The organism is Tsuneonella sp. HG249 (assembly GCF_053819205.1).
Genome location: NZ_JBSOQY010000001.1, coordinates 1,417,172 through 1,434,044, shown reverse-complemented (window position 1 = coordinate 1,434,044; position 16,873 = coordinate 1,417,172). Strand labels below are relative to the sequence as shown.

Sequence of the window (16,873 nt, the reverse complement as noted above, 5' to 3'; positions counted from 1 at the left end):
GACGTTTAATTCTGCTGAGTCACGACCGCGTCGGGCATCACCGCCTCGGCGGTCAGCACACGCGGCTGCGGCCCGCGGGCGATCGCCGCCGCGAGTTCCCGCGTTTCCGGGCACTTGTCGCCGCACATCGTCTGCAGGCGGGAGAGATTGCGTCGCGCCTTCTCGACCGCGCCCTTTTCCACCAGCGCGGCGCCCTCGCCCGAAAGCGCGGCAAGGTTGTCCGGCTCGCGCACCAGGGCTTCGCGATAATAACGGATCGCCTTGCCCTGCAGCCCGTCGCGGCGGGCGACTTCGGCCAAATCGAGGAAGATACCGGTAGCGCCGGGATCGATCGCGAGTGCCGCCTCGAACGCGTCGATGGCCTGGTCGGACTTGCCGGCATTAAGCGCCGCACGTCCCTCGGCGATCAAAACCGCCGCGCGCGGATCGGTCACGCGGTCGGCGCCCGAACCCACGCTGGCGGTGAGCGCGAGAACGGCGGCAAGGACACCGGCAGGGGCGGCAAAACGCATCAGCAACTCCTTCGCGGCCAAAGAACCGAAACGCGTCCGGGCAGGTTCTGGCATGGCCATAACGCGGCTGGTTAACATGCGCGACCTAGACGCGCGATGAAAAATCCATCCGTATCGTCGTGGAACGGCGAAAGCCGCCATCCTTTCCCGTGCGCGCGGCCGAGTGCCAGTTCGGCCGGTTCGGCCAGCCATCCGGGGCGGCTCGCGAGGAAGCGGTCGACCTGCCCCGCCCCTTCTTCGTCGAGCAGCGAGCAGACGACGTAAACAAGTCGACCGCCAGGCCTGACCAGTTCGGCGCCGATACCGAGCAATCGCGCCTGGGTTTCGGCAAAGCGCTGCAGCCTCTCAGGTGTAAGCCGCCAGCGCGCCTCGGGATTGCGCCGCCAGGTGCCCGTGCCCGAGCAGGGTGCATCCACGAGCACCGCATCGGCATTGCCGTCGAGGTCGCTCAGGACCTCCAGTTCGCGTCCCGGATTTAGCAGGCGCAACTCGATGATCCCCGCTCCGGCGCGTTCAGCGCGAGGCGATAGGCGCGAGAGTCGCTGGCGGTCGGTATCCGCGGCTACGAGTGCGCCCCCGTTCTCCATTTCCGCCGCCAGCGCGAGCGTCTTGCCCCCAGCTCCGGCGCAGAGATCGATGATCAGTTCGCCCGGCTTCGCCCCGACAGCGTGACACGCGAGCTGCGAGCCCGCGTCCTGCACCTCGATCAATCCGTCGCGGAAGGCCTCCCATTGCTCGATGGCGGTGCCGGGGCCAATCCGCAGGCCGTGGGGCGCGGCGGTAGGTTGGGCGGGAGCCGGCAGTGCGATCGTATCCCGATTAGCCTTCAAGCTATTCACGCGAATGTCGAGGGGCGCCCGCTCAAGCAGCGCACCGGCCTCGGCCCCCATTATCCCGGACGCAGCAAGGCGATCGATCAGCCAGTCAGGTGCCAGGCCCCCCGCGGCCGCCCTTTCGCCTGGGGCCATCGGGCTTGGCCCGTGCGGCGATCCATCGAACAGGGGTAAGATGGCCGGATCGAGATCGGCCAAGCGAAGCATGGCCTGGCGCCCGCTCTCAGGTACAGGCCCGCAAGCGCGGATCGCGGCATAGACGAGATTTCGCACCGCTCGCCGATCCTTGGATCCGGCGTAGCGCCGTGCCCGGAAGTACTCGGCGATCAATCTATCCGCCGGCGCACCGCCCTCGCGCGCGGCGGCGATCACGGCATCGAGCAGTTCGATCGCGGCCTGGACGCGCGCCGCAGGCGTCATCGTGTAGGGTAGTTCGGCGCCTCGCGGGTGATCGCGACGTCGTGCACGTGGCTCTCGGCGAGGCCCGCCCCGGTTATACGGACGAAGCGCGCCTTCCCGCGCAGTTCGGCGAGCGTGGCCGAACCGGTATAGCCCATCGCCGCCTTGATCCCGCCGACCAGCTGGTGGACAACATCCTTGGCCGGACCTTTGTAGGGCACCTGACCCTCGATCCCTTCGGGCACCAGCTTGAGGGCCGAGACGTCCTGCTGGAAATATCGGTCGGCCGAGCCACGAGCCATTGCGCCGACGCTACCCATGCCTCGGTAGGCCTTGTAGCTGCGACCCTGATAGAGGAACGTCTCGCCGGGACTCTCGGCCGTGCCGGCAAGCATCGAGCCGATCATGACACTTGCAGCGCCCGCGGCCAGGGCCTTTGCGGCATCCCCGCTGGTCCGGAGGCCCCCGTCGGCAATCACTGGGACACCCGACTTGGCGGCCTCCGCCGCGCACTCGAGCACGGCCGTCAGCTGGGGCACGCCTACGCCCGCGACGACCCGGGTGGTGCAGATCGAGCCGGGCCCGATGCCCACCTTCACCGCGTCCGCGCCGGCATCGACAAGCGCGCGGGTCGCTTCGGCCGTCGCCACGTTGCCGGCCACGATCTGGACCGAGTTCGATAGCATCTTCGCGCGCTCGACCGCCCGTGCCACGTCCTTGTTATGGCCGTGAGCGGTGTCGATTATCACCACGTCGACTTCCGCCTCGATCAGCGCACGCGTGCGCTCGAAGCCCTTGTCGCCTACCGTGGAGGCGGCAGCGACGCGTAAGCGGCCGCTCTCGTCCTTGGTCGCCGACGGATAGGTGACCGCCTTCTCGATGTCTTTGACCGTGATTAGGCCGACGCAGCGGTAGTTCTCGTCGACCACCAGCAGCTTCTCGATCCGACGCTGATGCAGAAGGCGGCGGGCGTCCTCCTGGTTGGTGCCGAGGGGAACCGTCGCGAGGTTGTCGCGGGTCATAAGCTCGCGCACCGGCTGCAACGGATTCTCAGCGAAACGCACGTCTCGATTGGTGAGAATGCCGCAGAGCTTCCCCGCACTGTCGGTCACCGGAATGCCGCTGATGCGATTCTCCGCCATCAGCGCCTGAGCCTCTCCGAGCGTCGCCTCGGGATCGATCGTGATCGGATTGACGACCATGCCACTCTCGAAGCGCTTGACCGCGCGGACGGCTGCGACCTGCTGGTCGAGCTCGAGGTTGCGGTGAAGCACGCCGATCCCGCCGAGCTGCGCCATGACGATCGCCATGTCCGCCTCGGTCACCGTATCCATCGCGGCCGAGATGACCGGGATGTTGAGTGCAATGCCGCGCGTCAGCTGGGTGCGGGTATCGGCGGCGCTCGGCAGGATGTCGCTCTCGCCCGGACGCAGAAGCACGTCGTCGAAGGTCAGGCCGAGAGGAATGTCATCGTGTGCCACAGGTGCGCTTTCGCCGGGGGATTCGTGGCGGCTCCCCATAACGACCCGACGGCCAAGCGGCTAGGGGTCGGGCGCGCTTTTTCCCGCGGTAGCAGCCCAGCGGCTCGGATCGGCGAAATACCGCACCAGCGCCTGGGTAAGGATTAGGTCCTCGATCGCGCCGCCAAGCTCCACCCCGGCAGGCTCGTCTGCCGGTTGGTGGTACCGTTCGGCGATGAAGCGCTCGAGCGGCTCGGCCCGCGCGAAGGCGCTGGTTACCGCCACCGCGGGGACATCGCGCTGGAGGAGCGCCCATCCGTCTTGTCGGCGAACATAGGTCTGGGCGAGTTGCTCGTCGCTCTCGATCCGGCCGGTCTCGCGCAGGACTTCGAGTATGCCCGCGTCGAGATTGGTCAGGCCCTTGCCGATGATCGCCACGGGCCCGCCTTTGGGGGCAACGGCCACGGTATCGAGGTTGAACGCTGCGACGATCGAATCGAGCGGTATGGGCGGATTGTCGGCAAAGGCCTGCGCCCCGAGCAGTCCCCACTCTTCCGAAGTGGTGGCCACGAAATAAACGTCGCGGTCCATCGGAGGCCCGGCGGCAAGGCGCCTTGCCAGCTCGGTCAGCACCGCCAGGCCGCTGGCGTTATCGACCGCGCCGTTGCAGACCACGTCCACCGCGCCCGGATTGCCGCACACGCCGAAGTGGTCCCAATGCGCCATCAGCAGGACGGCGCCGGCATTCGCTCGCTTGCCCGGAAGGCGCGCGATGAGATTGTAGGTACGGATCGAACCGGGTGCAGAGGTAGCCTCGATGCTCGCCGCGAGATCGAGCGCTTGCGGGCGTAAACCCGGATCGCTCCGCAACTCGCCCCAGCGCTCGGCGCCCAGCAGGATCGCCGCGGCCTCGCGAGAAATGAAGCCGTCGATCGTGTTGGCCGCCTCGGCCGTCGCGAGCCGGTAGCTGCCCCGGCGGCGGTCCGCGGCAAGCTTTTCTAGTTCCGCACCGCCCGCAACGATCGCGATAACCGCGGCGGCCCCGCTGTTCAGGAGCGCTTCGCGTTGCTCAGCCTGCCCCTCGTGATCCCACACCATCAAGGCCACACGCCCGGCAAGTTCGGCGCTGTCGAGCCGCTGGCCTCCAGCGCCGACGAAGACGACCGGCGCCCGCTCGACCAGCCCGCGGGTCCCGGTGGCAAACACGGCGACCGAGCCTTCGGGCAAGCTCACGGCGCGCCCGTCACGGTAGAACCGCGCCGAACTTTTCTCCGGCATGCTCGAGGTCAGCGTCACGGGTGCGAACCATGGATTCGCCGGATCGTTCGTGCCGGAAATCAGACCTGCCGCCTGCCAGTCGCGCGCAAGGTAACGAAGGGTCTTGGCCTCGCCCTCCGTTCCGGGTTGCCGACCGGCAAACTCGTCGCTGGCGAGGGTTGCGATATGGCGGCTCAACGCCGCCCGCAGGGCGGCCTCGCTTGCGGAAGGCGGAGTTGAGGTGGGCGCGCTCACGCACCCAGCCAGAAGCGCCAGGAGAAGGAGCCACGCGACCCGCATTATTGTGCCCCTGTTCTCCTTCGGCAGGCAGACTACTCGGCGGTCCAGCCTCCGTCCACGCTCCAGTTCGCTCCGGTGACGTTCTGCGCCTCGTCGCGGCAGAGAAACACCGCCAGCGCGCCGATTTCCGTCGGCTGGACGAACTTCCTCGTTGCTTGCTTCACCAGCAGCACGTCGTTGATTACCTGATCGCGGGTCATTCCCCGCGCCCTCATGGTGTCGGGAATCTGGTTCTCGATCAGCGTAGTCCAGACATAGCCGGGGCTGATGCAGTTGGCGGTCACGCCGTGCGGCGCGAGTTCGAGCGCAACCGTCTTCGTCAGCCCGTCGAGCCCGTGCTTGGCGGCGTTGTAGGCCGACTTGAACGGCGAGGCGACTTTTGAGTGCGCGCTGGCGGTATTGATGATCCGCCCCCAGCCCTGCGCCTTCATGTGAGGGACGGCGAGGCGGATGGTGTGGAACGCGGCCGTGAGGTTGAGGGCTACGATCATGTCCCACTTGTCGGCCGGAAAATCCTCGACCGGGCTGACATGCTGCATGCCGGCGTTGTTGACGAGGATGTCGACCGGTCCCGCTCGGGCCATCAAGGCCTCGCATCCTTCGCGCGCGCTGAGGTCGCCAGCAACGTGGGTGGCCTCAAGTTCGTCGCACAGGCGCGCGATCTCCTCGGCATCGCCGAAGCCGCTGAGCACGACTTCCGCCCCTTCGCCGCGCAGCGCGCGGGCGACCGCGAGGCCGATGCCCGAGGTCGAGCCGGTGACGAGCGCGCGTTTGCCGGACAGGAACATTTGCCCTCCTTCAAAGATTGAACGACCAAACGGCCGACATGCGCTCTTGCGGGGCGCGGTGCGCCTGTCCAGAACAATGCGGGCGGTCCGCGCAAAACATACGGGGAGGCTGCATGCGGCTCAACAGGTTCGACCCATCGAGCATCAACGTGCGAGGCGGTGGTGGCGGCTTCCCCGGTGGCGCCGGCGGCGGGCTGGGGTGCGGCACCATCGTCATCGCGCTGATCGCCGCGCTGGTATTCGGGGTCGACCCTACTTCGATGCTCGGGGGCATGCAGGGCGGTGCCCCTACCTCCGTCCAACAGGGCGACGGGTCGCCCCAATCGGTGGAGCAGCTGTGCACGCAAAACGCCTACGCTACCGAAGCCTGCAACGCGCTTCAGTCGCTCGACCAGACCTGGGCGCCGGCCTTCCAGGCCGCCAATATCGAGTTTCGCCAGCCTACCCTGAACTTCTACTCCGGCGGGACTGGCTCGGGCTGCGGCAGCGCCTCGGCCTCGATGGGGCCGTTCTATTGCCCTGCGGATGAAGGCATCTATATCGACACGAGCTTCTACGACCAGATGCAGCAGCAACTCGGCGCCGGAGGCGACTTCGCCCGCTACTACGTGATGGCGCACGAATACGGTCACCACATCCAGAAGCTTACCGGAGTCGCGGACGCGATCCGCAGCGCGCAAAGCCAGGATTCGCGCAGCGCAAACCAACTCCAGGTGCGCATGGAGCTGCAGGCGGACTGCTACGCAGGCGTCTGGGCCGGCAAGAACCGCAATCTCGTGGAGCCGGGCGATTTCGAAGAGGGCATGACAGCGGCGAGCGCGATCGGCGACGACGCGTTGACCGGGGGCCGCATGAGCGCCGAGAACTTCACTCACGGCACGAGCGCGCAGCGATCCGAGGCGCTCCAGCTCGGCATGCAGAGCGCGGATGATTCGGCATGTGACCGCTATGTCCAGATTCGCTGAACTCGCCTTAACGGCCGCGCTGGCCGCTTCGATCGCAGCGACCCCGGCTTCCGCCCGCGATCCGGAAGAGCAGGCGATGAACCGCACACCTGATGCGCAGGACGTCGCGATGACCCCGGTGACCGACCTCAATCTCAAGAAGGATGAGATTCCCTCGGTCCTCCTCGCGGCAGGCGTCGATCCTTACGCCAGCACGGGCATCCACAAGTGCGCGGATATCGCGGCAGCTCTGACCCCGCTCGACGCAGCGCTCGGGCCGGACATGGATGTCGTCCAGCCTGACAGCGAACGCGTGAGCGCGGGTTCGGTCGCCAAGAGCGTGGTCGCTTCGTTTATTCCCTTCCGCGGCGTGCTGCGCGAACTGAGCGGCGCCGCCGACCACCAACGCGAGTTCCAGGCGGCCATTTATGCAGGCGCGATCAGGCGCGGCTTCCTTAAAGGACTCGGGCAGCAGATGAAGTGCCCCTACCCCTCGCGTCCTGCGTTTACGCGCGTCGGAGGTCCGCCGCCGCAGGCTACGACGAAGGGTGGCAAGGATTCTGGGAGTGCGGACATCGCGGCATCGGAAGTGAGCGCGGTGTCCCGGCCGGTCGTCCAGGGAGAGCCGCAAGCCTCACCGCAACGCCGGCGATGACGACCGAGCGGGAGCGGCGTTGCCACTCCCGCCCTTCGCCACAACCGGGGACTGGCCGGGCGAAGGTCAGTCTTTCGCCTCGAGACGAGCGATCTCGCGATCGAGTTCCTCGAGAACCTCATTCCGAATCTCGGCTGACATTTCGTCATTCGCCGCAATCGCCGCACGCGCCGATCGCAGGCCCATGAGCGCACTTCCCATCACGCGCGTCTGGCAAAATCTCATTACTCGGCGTCCGTCCTCGGTCCGCGTCTCGCCCGCGCCTTTGTCTTTGCACCTGAGATCGAATGCTTCTGGCGCAAACGCGAAGCGAGTTCCGAAGCGCGCGGCTTGTTCGGCTGCCGCCTCGGCGTGCGCGACCGCACGCTCGATGCGCTTCTCATCGATCACTACCGAGCGCTCGATTTCTTTGTCGAGCTTGCCGAGCCGCTCCTCGAGCACCCGCATCTTCTCGCGAAACTCGGGACTGTCCGGATCGATTGCGTTGCCGTACCGATCGCCGACGACCAGCCGGCGGGTAATAATCTTGTGCTTGCCTGCGTCGCCGCCGGCCCCGCCGTCCCGGTGGACATCGCGCACCACCACAACACTGCGACCGCCCCGTTCACCCGGCTCCGGCACATCGATAATCTCGATCGCCTCGGGTGCATCGGACGCGAGTGGTGCTTGGGGCACCGGCGGAGCATCGGGCGCCTCCGGGGCAGACGGTGCGACTGGCGGCACCGGAGGCTCAGACAACGCGGGCACATCGCTCTGCGCATAGCTGAACGACGCGGTCAGCGGCAGCGCCAGGGCGGCCAGTCCAACGAGCGCCCTGCCGGCGCGGCGGCGGCGAATCGAGTGATCGGTCATGGTCAGGCTCCTCAAGCGATGGACGATCGATTTCTCGCCGAGAACCGGGCACGCCATCGGCGCGGCGAGCGCGAATTTGGGCGCTGCCACCGCATCAGCGATCAATGCTGCGTAGCAAGCCCGCTCGGTTCGCGCACGGCCCTCGACGACGCGAGCGTCGCAGGCTGCCTCCTGGTCGCGGCGCATGGCGTTCCAGCCGAGCCACGACAGCGGATTGAACCAATGCAAGGCGAACAACGGCAGCGCGGCGAAGTTCGCCGCGAGATCGTGGGCACGATGGTGCGCCAGTTCATGGGCCAGCGCCAGATCGCGGCTGCAACGGTCGGTCTGCGCCATGAAACCAGGCGGAAGCGCGACGACTTTGTCGACCACCCCGAAAGCCAGCGGCGACTGGATCGAGGGCGTCTCGATCAGTCGGACGCCGCGCACAGTCCCCACGGTGCAGCCATCGCGCAGAAGCTCACCCCGCAGCCGGCTGTAGGCCGCGAGACGCAGGCCGATGTAGACCAGGGCTCCTGCTAACCACACGGCGACAACCATCGTCGACATTTCGGGCCAGAAAGAGGTAGTCTCGGCTGGCACCTGCACCGGCGGCATCTCGGCTTCGGCAAGCACCAACGTAAGCGTCGCGTCGGCCGAACTCGCCGCCGCGGGCGCCAGGCTCGCGGGCAAGGTTATCGGCGGCAGCAACAAGCGCATCAGCGGAAGCGCCCACAGCGCATAAGCAGCCTGCGGGCCGAAATGGCATGCTACCGGCCGCCGGACGACGAGCACCAACGCAATCAGTGCTCCGGTCCAAATAAGCGTGTCGAGAAGCCAGGTCATCGCCGCAACTCCTTCAAAAGAGCCTCGATCTCGGTAAGATCCTCTTCGCTAAGCGACTCGCTCTCGGCCAAGTGCGCAAACAGCGGCGCTGCCCGCCCCCCGAACAGCCGCTCGACCAGCCGCTTCGATTCCCTGCCGACATAATCGGCGCGTTCGACGAGCGGGGTGTAGAGGAACCGCCGCCCGTCAGGCTCGGTTGCGATGACGCCCTTGGCCACCAACCGACTGAGGAGCGTCTTGACCGTCGGCATCGACCAGTCGCGCTCGACGCAGACCTGTGCGCAAACGTCCACGGCGCTGAGCGGACTCTTCTCCCACAGAGCATCCATCACCGCATATTCGGCGTCGCTGATGCGCTCCGCAGGTAGCTCACCGTCCTCAGCCATCGTAGTCCTCCCGACGTATTGACTACGCCTGTAAACGTCTCGACTACGCATGTAAACATGAAGCTCGAATGAACAACTGTTCATCACGCCGGAGTGCAGCTAGCCTCGAGCGATGGAGCGCAAATACCGCATCCCGCATACGATCCGAAATGCCCGGGATTGCCACAACATCGGCGACTTCCGAACCTTGGCGCATCGCCGCCTCCCCTACCCGGTCTTTCACTATATCGACGGCGGCGGCGACGACGAGGTGACCCGCGCGCGGAATACTGCCGCATTCGACGAGGTCGACCTGGTGCCCAATGTGCTGGCCGGGGTCGGGACGATCGACACATCGGCGACGATCATGGGACGTCGAACCAACCTGCCCCTGATGCTGAGCCCGACCGCCCTCCAGCGGTTGTTCCATTGGCGCGGCGAACGGGCTGTCGCGCGTGTGGCAGAGCGTCACAATCTCTGGTTCGGTATCTCGTCGCTTTCAAGCGTGAGCATCGAAGAGATCGGCGCGGAGTATGCCGGCCCAAAGATGCTACAGTACTACTACCACCGCGACCGCGGCCTCAACGCGGCGCTGGTCGAGCGGGCCCGGGCAGCCAACTTCGACGCCATCGCGTTGACGGTAGACACGATCGTTTCCGGCAACCGCGAGCGTTGCAAGCGCACGGGCTTCACGACCCCTCCTCGAATCACGCCGGCGAGCTTCCTGTCGTACGCGACCAAGCCCGGATGGGCGCTCAACTACCTGCTGCGCGAGCGCTTCAGTTTGCCCAATCTCGAAGCGCATGTCGGAGAAGGCAGCAGCAAGGCGATCTCGATCCAGGATTACTTCAACGACATGCTCGACCCAGACATGGACTGGGCGGCGGTGGAGAAGCTGCGCAGCGACTGGGGAGGCAAGTTCTGCCTCAAGGGGGTCATGTCGGTGGCCGATGCGCGGCGGGCGGCTGCGATCGGCTGCGATGCGATCATGGTCTCCAACCACGGAGGACGTCAGCTCGATGGCAGCCGTGCGCCCTTCGATCAGCTAGAGGAAATCGTCGACGCTGTCGGGGACCGCATCGAAGTCATCTGCGACGGCGGCGTGAGGCGCGGGACGCATGTCCTGAAGGCGCTGGCGGCGGGGGCGGCGGCCGCTTCCGGCGGGCGCCTCTACCTCTATGCGCTGGCCGCGGCGGGCGAGGCCGGGGTCGAACGGGCCGTCACCATCATGCGCGAGGAAATCGAGCGTGGGATGCGGCTTATGGGCGTCCGGTCGGTGAGCGAACTCAACCGGGAAATGCTGCGGCGCCGGTGAGAATGCGGCGGGCCGTCTGGCGCGGGGCGGATAATCGCTTATCCAGAAGACATGAATCCCGGCATTTTCAGCTTTGGCCCATTCGTGCTCGACCCCGCGGACCGGCGATTGACCCGCGACGGCGAGCCGGTGGAGGTCAGCGCGCGTTATCTCGATGCCCTGATCCTGCTCGTCGCCGAGGACGGCCGGCTGGTGACCAAGGACCGCTTCATGGCCGAGGTCTGGCGAGGGATCCCGGTAACCGACGAAGCGCTCACCCAGTGCATCCGTTCGCTGCGCCGGGCGCTCGACGATGACGCCGCGGCGCCCCGCTACATCGAGACGGTGCCCCGGCACGGCTATCGCTTCGCCGCACCGGTCGAAGCGGCAGCCGACACTCCAACCCGCACCGCCGTGCCGACCACGATTCCCGTTCCGCTCATCGGCGAGGCGGCGGCGGGCGCGCTCGGCGGGGCCATGGCTGGTTCGATCGGCGCACTGGCGTATGTCAGCGCCGGGCTGGTCGGACCGGGCATCGGTGCGGCTTCCACGCTGCTGGTGCTGCTGAGCATCAACGTGCTGCTCGGCGCGCTGGCCGGCGGCGCTATCGGGCTGGCCGTCTCGCTTGGCTCTTCGCGCGCGGGCTCCGGCAGCCTCTGGACGGTCGCGGCGGCGGCGGGGGCCGGACTACTGGTCGGCGCGCTGGGGCACATGGTCGGCAACGATCTGTTCGATCTCCTCTTCGGCCGCCGGCCCGGCTTCATCACCGGCGGCCGGGAGGGGCTGCTGGTCGGCGCGGCCACCGGGGCGGGACTGTGGATCGCCACCCGGTTCACGGACCGCGACCTGATCTGGCGCGCAGCCCCCGCCCCGCTGCTCGGCGCGCTTGCCGGCATCGCCCTCACCCTCCTGGGCGGCCGGCTGATGGTGGGCAGCCTCGCCGAAGTCACCGCACGATTTCCGACCAACCGACTGGGCATGACCGGCGGCCTCTCCCCGGGCGAGTTGCTCGCGGCGACCGCGCTCGAAAGCGCGCTGTTCGCCGGGTTTACCGCCTGGGCGATCGTCGCCGCCCGGCGCCTGCGCGGCAGCGGGGCGCACTGATCACGCAATCCTCACGCGCTTCTCATGACCCTCACCCGGCGGTTCGCCATCACCGGCGAAATCCAACCTGAGGAGCTCGTAAGATGACCACCACCACCCGACCCAGCGACATGAGTTCGCGGACGACTCGTGTCCTGCGCATCGCCGGATGGTCCGCCGCCGCCCTGCTCCTGATCGCGCCGGCCGTCGCCATGCAGTTCGAAGGCAACGGCGTGAACTGGACGGCGAGCGACTTCGTCTTCGCAGCGGTAACCTTCGGCATAATCGGCGGGCTGTTCGAGCTGACCGCCCGCGCGAGCAGCAACTTCGCCTACCGGATCGCCGTGGTCCTGGCGGTCGCCTGCGGATTCTTGCAGATCTGGATCAACGGCGCGGTGGGCATCATCGGCAACGAGGACAACCCCGCCAACTGGACCTACTTCGCGGTTGTTTTCATGGCGGCCGCCGGTGCGATCGTCGCCCTGGGCAACCCGCGCGAACTCATGCGGGCGATGCTGGCGGCGGCCGGCGCGCAGGTGATCTTCTCGGTCATCCACGCGATCAATGGAACGCCGACACCCATCATCGATGGGTTCTTCGTCGCCCTGTGGGTGGCGGCGGCGCGACTGTTCGCGCGCGCCGATCGCGAGCAGCAGCCGGCCTAGCATACTTCCGCGGTGTTCCGGGGCGGCCGCCCCGGCGGCACCCGCGCGGGCGACATCCAGAAGGGATCGCCCGCCAGCCTGCGGCTGCGGCCGTAGGCGTCGCCGAGCGCCGCATAGAGCGGCGGATCGTAGGCCGCGAGATCGGCGTGATTCAGGATGCGTCGCCCGTCGAATACCGCCAAGCGGTTCGAGTTGAACCAGAACTGCGTGCCCTCGGCCCAGTATTCGTCGACGCTGGTAGAGGCGTAATCGTGCTTCCAGCGCCCCGCCTTGCGCGCATTGGCGAAGGCGCGGTCGACCTTGCGCGCGAGTGACGCGTCGACCGCGCGAATGGCCGCCAGCACGTTGTGGGCGAACTCGTGCACGAAGATCGTCTCGCCCCAATACCGGCTCGAACGTAGCCCGAGCAGGTCTTCAGCGGCGCCGCTGGTGAGCGGCCCGGCCATGCCGCGCGCGCGGGCGTTCCAGTAGTCGCGGTCGGTCAGTTTCCCGATCCGTTGGTCGTAGTGCTTGCGCTCGCAGCGGGTCAGGCGCGGGTCGCTGCGGTCGGGGCGGGTCCAGTGGGCCTGCTCGGGCAGGTCCGTCGTCGCCTCGCTTTCCGCCATTATCGCGACGCGGTAGCCGTTCGTCGCGAGCCAGCGCGCGAGGTCCGGACGGTGCGCGAGCATTTGCTCGATCAGGCTGGCCGCCTTGTCGAGCGCTTCCGAAGCCACTTTCGCGGAGCCCACCACGGGAATGCCCGCGGCCCGGCGGTGCTGGACGTAGAAGCGGTCGAGCTCCGTTGCGGCCGGCGATTGTTGCGCATTGGCGGGAATGGACGCAGCCAAGGCGAACGAAACGAACAGCTGTGCGCATCGGCGAAACGCTCGTCGCCGTTCTGAATTTCTAAGCCGCTGCGGCGAAACCGTTGCGATTGCACGGATTTCTGCCCGGTCTCTCCCGTGCAAGTGTGGCCTTTCCCAGCCTCGAAATACACGAGTTAGTGCACTGCGGAGCAGTTGCGATAGGGCGGACGGAACATCAGGAGCGACCATAATTCGTCCGGCTGTGCCAGAGCGCGGCGATGTAGGAAAACGGTAGCTGCGTTCACTTCGCGCAGTACGCCATGCGCTTCTCGACCGGTGCCCGCAAAACCTCCGTTACGTAATAGACGATGAGCTGCCGCACGCTTTCCCGCTCAGCATCCGAGTAGAAGCCGTTGGCGTCGGCCAGCCAACGCTCGGCGCATGCATCGGCGGAAGCTTCGGAGCGACCGCATTCGACGAAACCGTCGAACGCCGTGCGCCAGCGGCCGAAGGCGGCGCGGTCCATCGGCGCGCCGTGCCCCGGGATCAGCGTGTCCCACCGGGCCGCGGCGATCGCGTCGAGCGCCGCCGCCCATCCCTCTTCGCAGCCGGTGTCGAAGAACGGCGCCTGGGCGACGACCAAATCGCCGACGATCGCCAACTCCTCGTCGGGCGCTACCAGCCACAAATCGGCTTCGGTGACCGCGGCGGGCGCGACATGAAACTCGACCGCGCGCCCGGCGATCGTCCGCGTTTCGCTGCGGTCGAGGGGCTTGGCGGGCAGAAAGCTCGCGCGGTCATCGACTGCGGCCAGCATTCGCTCAGCGATGGCCCTGGCATAGGGTTCGGTCGCGGGATCAGCCACCATGCCTTTCGCTCGCGACACGCCCGCTGCGATGAAACCCGTAAGCGCTCCTTCCCCCGCACCGGTCGCTACGACTTCCGCTCCAGGGTAAGCGCGCCGCACGTCGCGATTGCCGGTCGTGTGGTCAAGGTGCCAATGGGTGTTGACGATTGCTACCACGGGATTTCCCGCCCGGCGGGCACGGTCCACAATCGATGCCGCATGCTCCGGATGGCGACCGGTATCGACCACGATCAATCCGTCGATGCCTTCGAGGATCACCGTGTTTCCATCGGGCCCCTTGGCGAGATCCATATGCCCCCCAATCAATTCGTACGGCCTCGCGTTCGGCGCGCTGGCCGACGCGCATCCGGCGAGGAGCCCCGCAGCGAGCAGCGCAATTGGTGCAATGTGCATGTGTGTCCCTTTTGCGTCCGCTATTTACCGAGTTTCGCCATCGCCGGGCGGCCGACAGGCTGGCCCGCTGCTTTCGGCACGCGGGCATCGAGCACCCTGAGCCATTCGTGGGCCAGCGATCCGATAACAATCTGAGGATCGGAAGGCTCAAGCTGCGCTTCCGCCTCCCACCCGGCGATCGAGCTGCGCGCATCGGCGGCGGCCAGCGCGAATGACCCGGGCTTGCGCAAGGCGCGATTGATCAGCGCGTCGCCGAAAAAGGTCCAGTCGTTGTCGGGCTCGCAACCGAACGAGCTGCGGTCGGAGGACGCCGCGGTGACGACCACGGAATCTGCCGTGCCGAGATAGGGGACGAAAACCCCGGAGTAGCAGGCGCTGAGCAGCACCATTCGCCGGCGGATGCCGAGCTCGGCGAACACTCCACCGAGGCGATACGGCGAAAGGACACCGTAGCCCGTATCGCCTTCGTGATAGGCGAGGCCCCACTTCGCGCCGTGGCTGGTCAGGTAAAGAACCAGCACGTCTTCCGTCGGGTCGATCAGCTCAGCGATGCGAGCCAGCGCGATCGTCAGCGATTCGATAGAGCCCTTGGCATGCTCGTCGCTCCGGCCGTCGGGCCCGGCAAGAGTAACCGTGCGGCCCACAGCGCCATAGCGGGTGGCGAGCACTCGCCCCGCTTCGCGGGCCTCGCGGGCGAACACCGCATCGCTATCGAGTGCGACCGAGACGACATAGGCGTCGACCGTGCCCTTGCGGTGGGGCTGCAACGCGGAGAGCGCGGCGTCGAGCTTGCGCCTTTCGGCAAGGACTTCGCGGGCGAGCCGCCCACGGCGAAGCTCGGGCCCCAAGGCGAAGCTCGCTTCCTGCATGGCTTCGCTCTGGCCTGTGCCAAGGTTGGGCCAGGTCGAAATGTGCGGCGGCGGCTCGACCGAGGCGGGCGCGGACTGGGCCAAAGCGCTGGCCGAAATCGTCAAAGCCAAAGCAGCGAATGCCAACCGCACCGTCCACCTCCCCAAGCGCACGCGGAATGTTTCGCCGAGGCGGCAGGCAAGTCAAGCGGGTCGCGCCCTTGAGGGACGTGGTGATCGCTACTCCGCGACGAGCGATGTGATTGCCTCGCGCATCTGCTCGAGGCGATAGGGCTTCTTCACGAACCGCGAATGCTCGACCGGATCGTGGGTTTCGCCGGGATAGCCGCTTACGTAAATGACATGGATGCCGGGTAGGATCTCCCGCGCGCGGCGGGCGAGCTCCCACCCGTCCACCTGGCCCGGCATCCTGATATCGGTCACGAGCAGATCAAAGCTTTCGCCCGCTTGCAGCCGGGCGAGCGCCTCTTCGCCCGTAGCGGCGGAGGTCACAGCGCAGCCCATTTCGGTGAGGTCTTCCTCGGCCACGTGGCGGACGAGCATTTCGTCCTCTGCCAGAAGAGCAGTCAGCATCGGCGCACTATGAACCCTCCGTCGGGGCGACCCGCGGGAGAAACATACGCACCGTGGTGCCGGTTCCCGGCTCCGACTCGATCCTCAGCGAACCGCCGAGTTGCTCCACCATGCCGAACACCTGGCTTAGGCCCAGACCCGTTCCCTCGCCCAGCGGCTTGGTGGTGAAGAATGGGTCGGTCGCCCGCGCCAGGGTTTCCGCGTCCATTCCTTCGCCCGTGTCGGTTACCCGCAGTTCGACAAGCTCGAATGATTCCTCCGGAACACGAGCCAAAATCTCCAGACGTCCGCCACCGAGCATCGCGTCGCGGGCGTTGATCGCCAGGTTAATCAGCGAATTCTCGAGCTGGACCCAGTCGGCCATCACCATCGTGCCTGCCGGGATGGCGTAGTCTACGTCGATAGCGGGCCCGGTCGCCCGCTCGATCAGCGGCGCCACTTCGCCGATCAGGTCGGCCAGCGCGAGCGGTTTGGGGGCCAGCGACTGGCGGGCGGCAAAAGTGAGTAGCTGGTCAGTAAGCGCCGCAGCGCGCTCGGCGGCTGTCAGCGCGTCGCGGATCGAGCGTTGGAGCGCGGGCTCGCCTTCGCCGGCTCGCCGCTGGACGCGCTCGATGTTGCCGATGACGACCTGCAGCAGGTTGTTGAAATCGTGCGCGACGCCGCCGGTGAGGCGCCCGAGCGCCTCCAGCTTCTGCGATTGCCGGAGCATTTCGGCCGTCTTCTCACGCTCCACGCTTTCCGCGAGGAGTTGCTCGTTCACTGCCCTCAATTGCGCTGGCGATGGCAGCGCCACCAACTTGGGGAGCAGCGGGACAAGCACGATGGCCGTGCCGATGGAGGCGATAGCGGTGACGACCTTTATGGCGGCTTCCACTCCGTAGGCCGGCACCCACAAGGTATAGATGCCGAACAGGTGCGTCGTCCCGCAGGCGAGGATGAAGACTGCAAACAGGCCCATGATCCACCCGAAATCCACGTCGGGCCGCGCCTTCAGCAGGCGCCAAAGCAGGAACGGAATGGAGAAATAGGCGACCGCGATGACGGTGTCTGCGACGACGTGGGTCCAGACCAGCCGAGGGTCCCACAACAGGCAGTAACCATGCGGAGGCAGCCCCCGCATCGCGAGAAAACTGCTCAACCAGTCGAACATGCT

17 protein-coding genes are annotated in these 16,873 nt (G+C 66.9%); 5 read left to right on the top strand and 12 right to left on the bottom strand.

The features are described from left to right. Positions 1-5: 5 nt before the first annotated feature. The 5 genes from ACWPM1_RS07225 to ACWPM1_RS07205 all read right to left on the bottom strand — a co-directional run bounded on the left by ACWPM1_RS07225 (position 6) and on the right by ACWPM1_RS07205 (position 5,549). A complete protein-coding gene (locus ACWPM1_RS07225) occupies positions 6-512 on the bottom strand; it encodes a tetratricopeptide repeat protein (RefSeq protein WP_455694164.1) in 507 nt (168 codons plus the stop codon). A gap of 71 nt (positions 513-583) precedes the next feature. Then, positions 584-1,765: an RsmB/NOP family class I SAM-dependent RNA methyltransferase gene (locus tag ACWPM1_RS07220; protein ID WP_455694163.1), complete on the bottom strand. Its 1,182-nt coding sequence runs from the start codon at positions 1,763-1,765 to the stop codon at positions 584-586. Beyond that, positions 1,762-3,264, bottom strand: coding sequence for an IMP dehydrogenase (gene guaB, locus ACWPM1_RS07215; protein ID WP_455694162.1), 1,503 nt, complete (start codon positions 3,262-3,264; stop codon positions 1,762-1,764). The genes ACWPM1_RS07220 and guaB overlap by 4 nt, the downstream gene beginning before the upstream one ends. A gap of 21 nt (positions 3,265-3,285) precedes the next feature. Then, entirely contained in the window at positions 3,286-4,716 is a 1,431-nt protein-coding gene (locus ACWPM1_RS07210; RefSeq protein WP_455694161.1) for a M28 family peptidase, read from the bottom strand. A 77-nt stretch (positions 4,717-4,793) separates the two neighbouring features. Next, on the bottom strand, positions 4,794-5,549 hold the full coding sequence (locus ACWPM1_RS07205; RefSeq protein WP_455694160.1) for a 3-hydroxybutyrate dehydrogenase: 756 nt from the start codon (positions 5,547-5,549) through the stop codon (positions 4,794-4,796). 113 nt (positions 5,550-5,662) lie between these two features. Here ACWPM1_RS07205 and ypfJ point away from each other — a divergent pair, with 113 nt between their 5' ends. Both ypfJ and ACWPM1_RS07195 read left to right on the top strand, forming a co-directional pair. Further along, a complete protein-coding gene (gene ypfJ / locus ACWPM1_RS07200) occupies positions 5,663-6,514 on the top strand; it encodes a KPN_02809 family neutral zinc metallopeptidase (RefSeq protein ID WP_455694159.1) in 852 nt (283 codons plus the stop codon). Then, positions 6,498-7,148 carry a hypothetical protein gene (locus tag ACWPM1_RS07195; protein ID WP_455694158.1) on the top strand — a complete coding sequence of 217 codons (651 nt, stop codon included), beginning with the start codon at positions 6,498-6,500 and terminating at the stop codon, positions 7,146-7,148. The genes ypfJ and ACWPM1_RS07195 overlap by 17 nt, the downstream gene beginning before the upstream one ends. 66 nt (positions 7,149-7,214) lie before the next feature. Here the strand turns inward: ACWPM1_RS07195 and ACWPM1_RS07190 are convergent, their stop codons facing one another. Both ACWPM1_RS07190 and ACWPM1_RS07185 read right to left on the bottom strand, forming a co-directional pair. Next, positions 7,215-8,825, bottom strand: a complete 1,611-nt coding sequence (locus ACWPM1_RS07190) for a M56 family metallopeptidase (RefSeq protein ID WP_455694157.1) — start codon at positions 8,823-8,825, stop codon at positions 7,215-7,217. Then, positions 8,822-9,211: a BlaI/MecI/CopY family transcriptional regulator gene (locus tag ACWPM1_RS07185; protein ID WP_455694156.1), complete on the bottom strand. Its 390-nt coding sequence runs from the start codon at positions 9,209-9,211 to the stop codon at positions 8,822-8,824. Before ACWPM1_RS07185 ends, ACWPM1_RS07190 begins: the two co-directional genes overlap by 4 nt. Before the next feature lie 112 nt (positions 9,212-9,323). On the opposite strand from ACWPM1_RS07185, the gene ACWPM1_RS07180 reads away from it, so the two are divergent. The 3 genes from ACWPM1_RS07180 to ACWPM1_RS07170 all read left to right on the top strand — a co-directional run bounded on the left by ACWPM1_RS07180 (position 9,324) and on the right by ACWPM1_RS07170 (position 12,232). Next, on the top strand, positions 9,324-10,505 hold the full coding sequence (locus ACWPM1_RS07180) for an alpha-hydroxy acid oxidase (protein WP_455694155.1): 1,182 nt from the start codon (positions 9,324-9,326) through the stop codon (positions 10,503-10,505). A 51-nt stretch (positions 10,506-10,556) separates the two neighbouring features. Continuing rightward, the gene (locus ACWPM1_RS07175) at positions 10,557-11,588 is read left to right on the top strand and encodes a winged helix-turn-helix domain-containing protein (protein ID WP_455694154.1); all 1,032 of its coding nucleotides are present in this window, start codon (positions 10,557-10,559) and stop codon (positions 11,586-11,588) included. 83 nt (positions 11,589-11,671) lie between these two features. Beyond that, positions 11,672-12,232, top strand: coding sequence for a hypothetical protein (locus tag ACWPM1_RS07170; protein ID WP_455694153.1), 561 nt, complete (start codon positions 11,672-11,674; stop codon positions 12,230-12,232). On the opposite strand, the gene ACWPM1_RS07165 is transcribed toward ACWPM1_RS07170, so the two are convergent. The 5 genes from ACWPM1_RS07165 to ACWPM1_RS07145 all read right to left on the bottom strand — a co-directional run bounded on the left by ACWPM1_RS07165 (position 12,229) and on the right by ACWPM1_RS07145 (position 16,870). Next, positions 12,229-13,059, bottom strand: a complete 831-nt coding sequence (locus tag ACWPM1_RS07165; protein ID WP_455694152.1) for a glycoside hydrolase — start codon at positions 13,057-13,059, stop codon at positions 12,229-12,231. The genes ACWPM1_RS07170 and ACWPM1_RS07165 overlap by 4 nt on opposite strands. A 259-nt stretch (positions 13,060-13,318) precedes the next feature. Then, complete coding sequence (locus tag ACWPM1_RS07160; protein WP_455694151.1) at positions 13,319-14,278, bottom strand: MBL fold metallo-hydrolase; 960 nt, start codon at positions 14,276-14,278, stop codon at positions 13,319-13,321. A gap of 20 nt (positions 14,279-14,298) precedes the next feature. Continuing rightward, entirely contained in the window at positions 14,299-15,279 is a 981-nt protein-coding gene (locus ACWPM1_RS07155; RefSeq protein WP_455694150.1) for a C13 family peptidase, read from the bottom strand. Between the two features lie 87 nt (positions 15,280-15,366). Then, complete coding sequence (locus tag ACWPM1_RS07150) at positions 15,367-15,720, bottom strand: response regulator (protein ID WP_455694149.1); 354 nt, start codon at positions 15,718-15,720, stop codon at positions 15,367-15,369. Positions 15,721-15,727: 7 nt separating this feature from the next. Next, positions 15,728-16,870 carry a sensor histidine kinase gene (locus ACWPM1_RS07145; protein ID WP_455694148.1) on the bottom strand — a complete coding sequence of 381 codons (1,143 nt, stop codon included), beginning with the start codon at positions 16,868-16,870 and terminating at the stop codon, positions 15,728-15,730. Between the last annotated feature and the right edge of the window lie 3 nt (positions 16,871-16,873).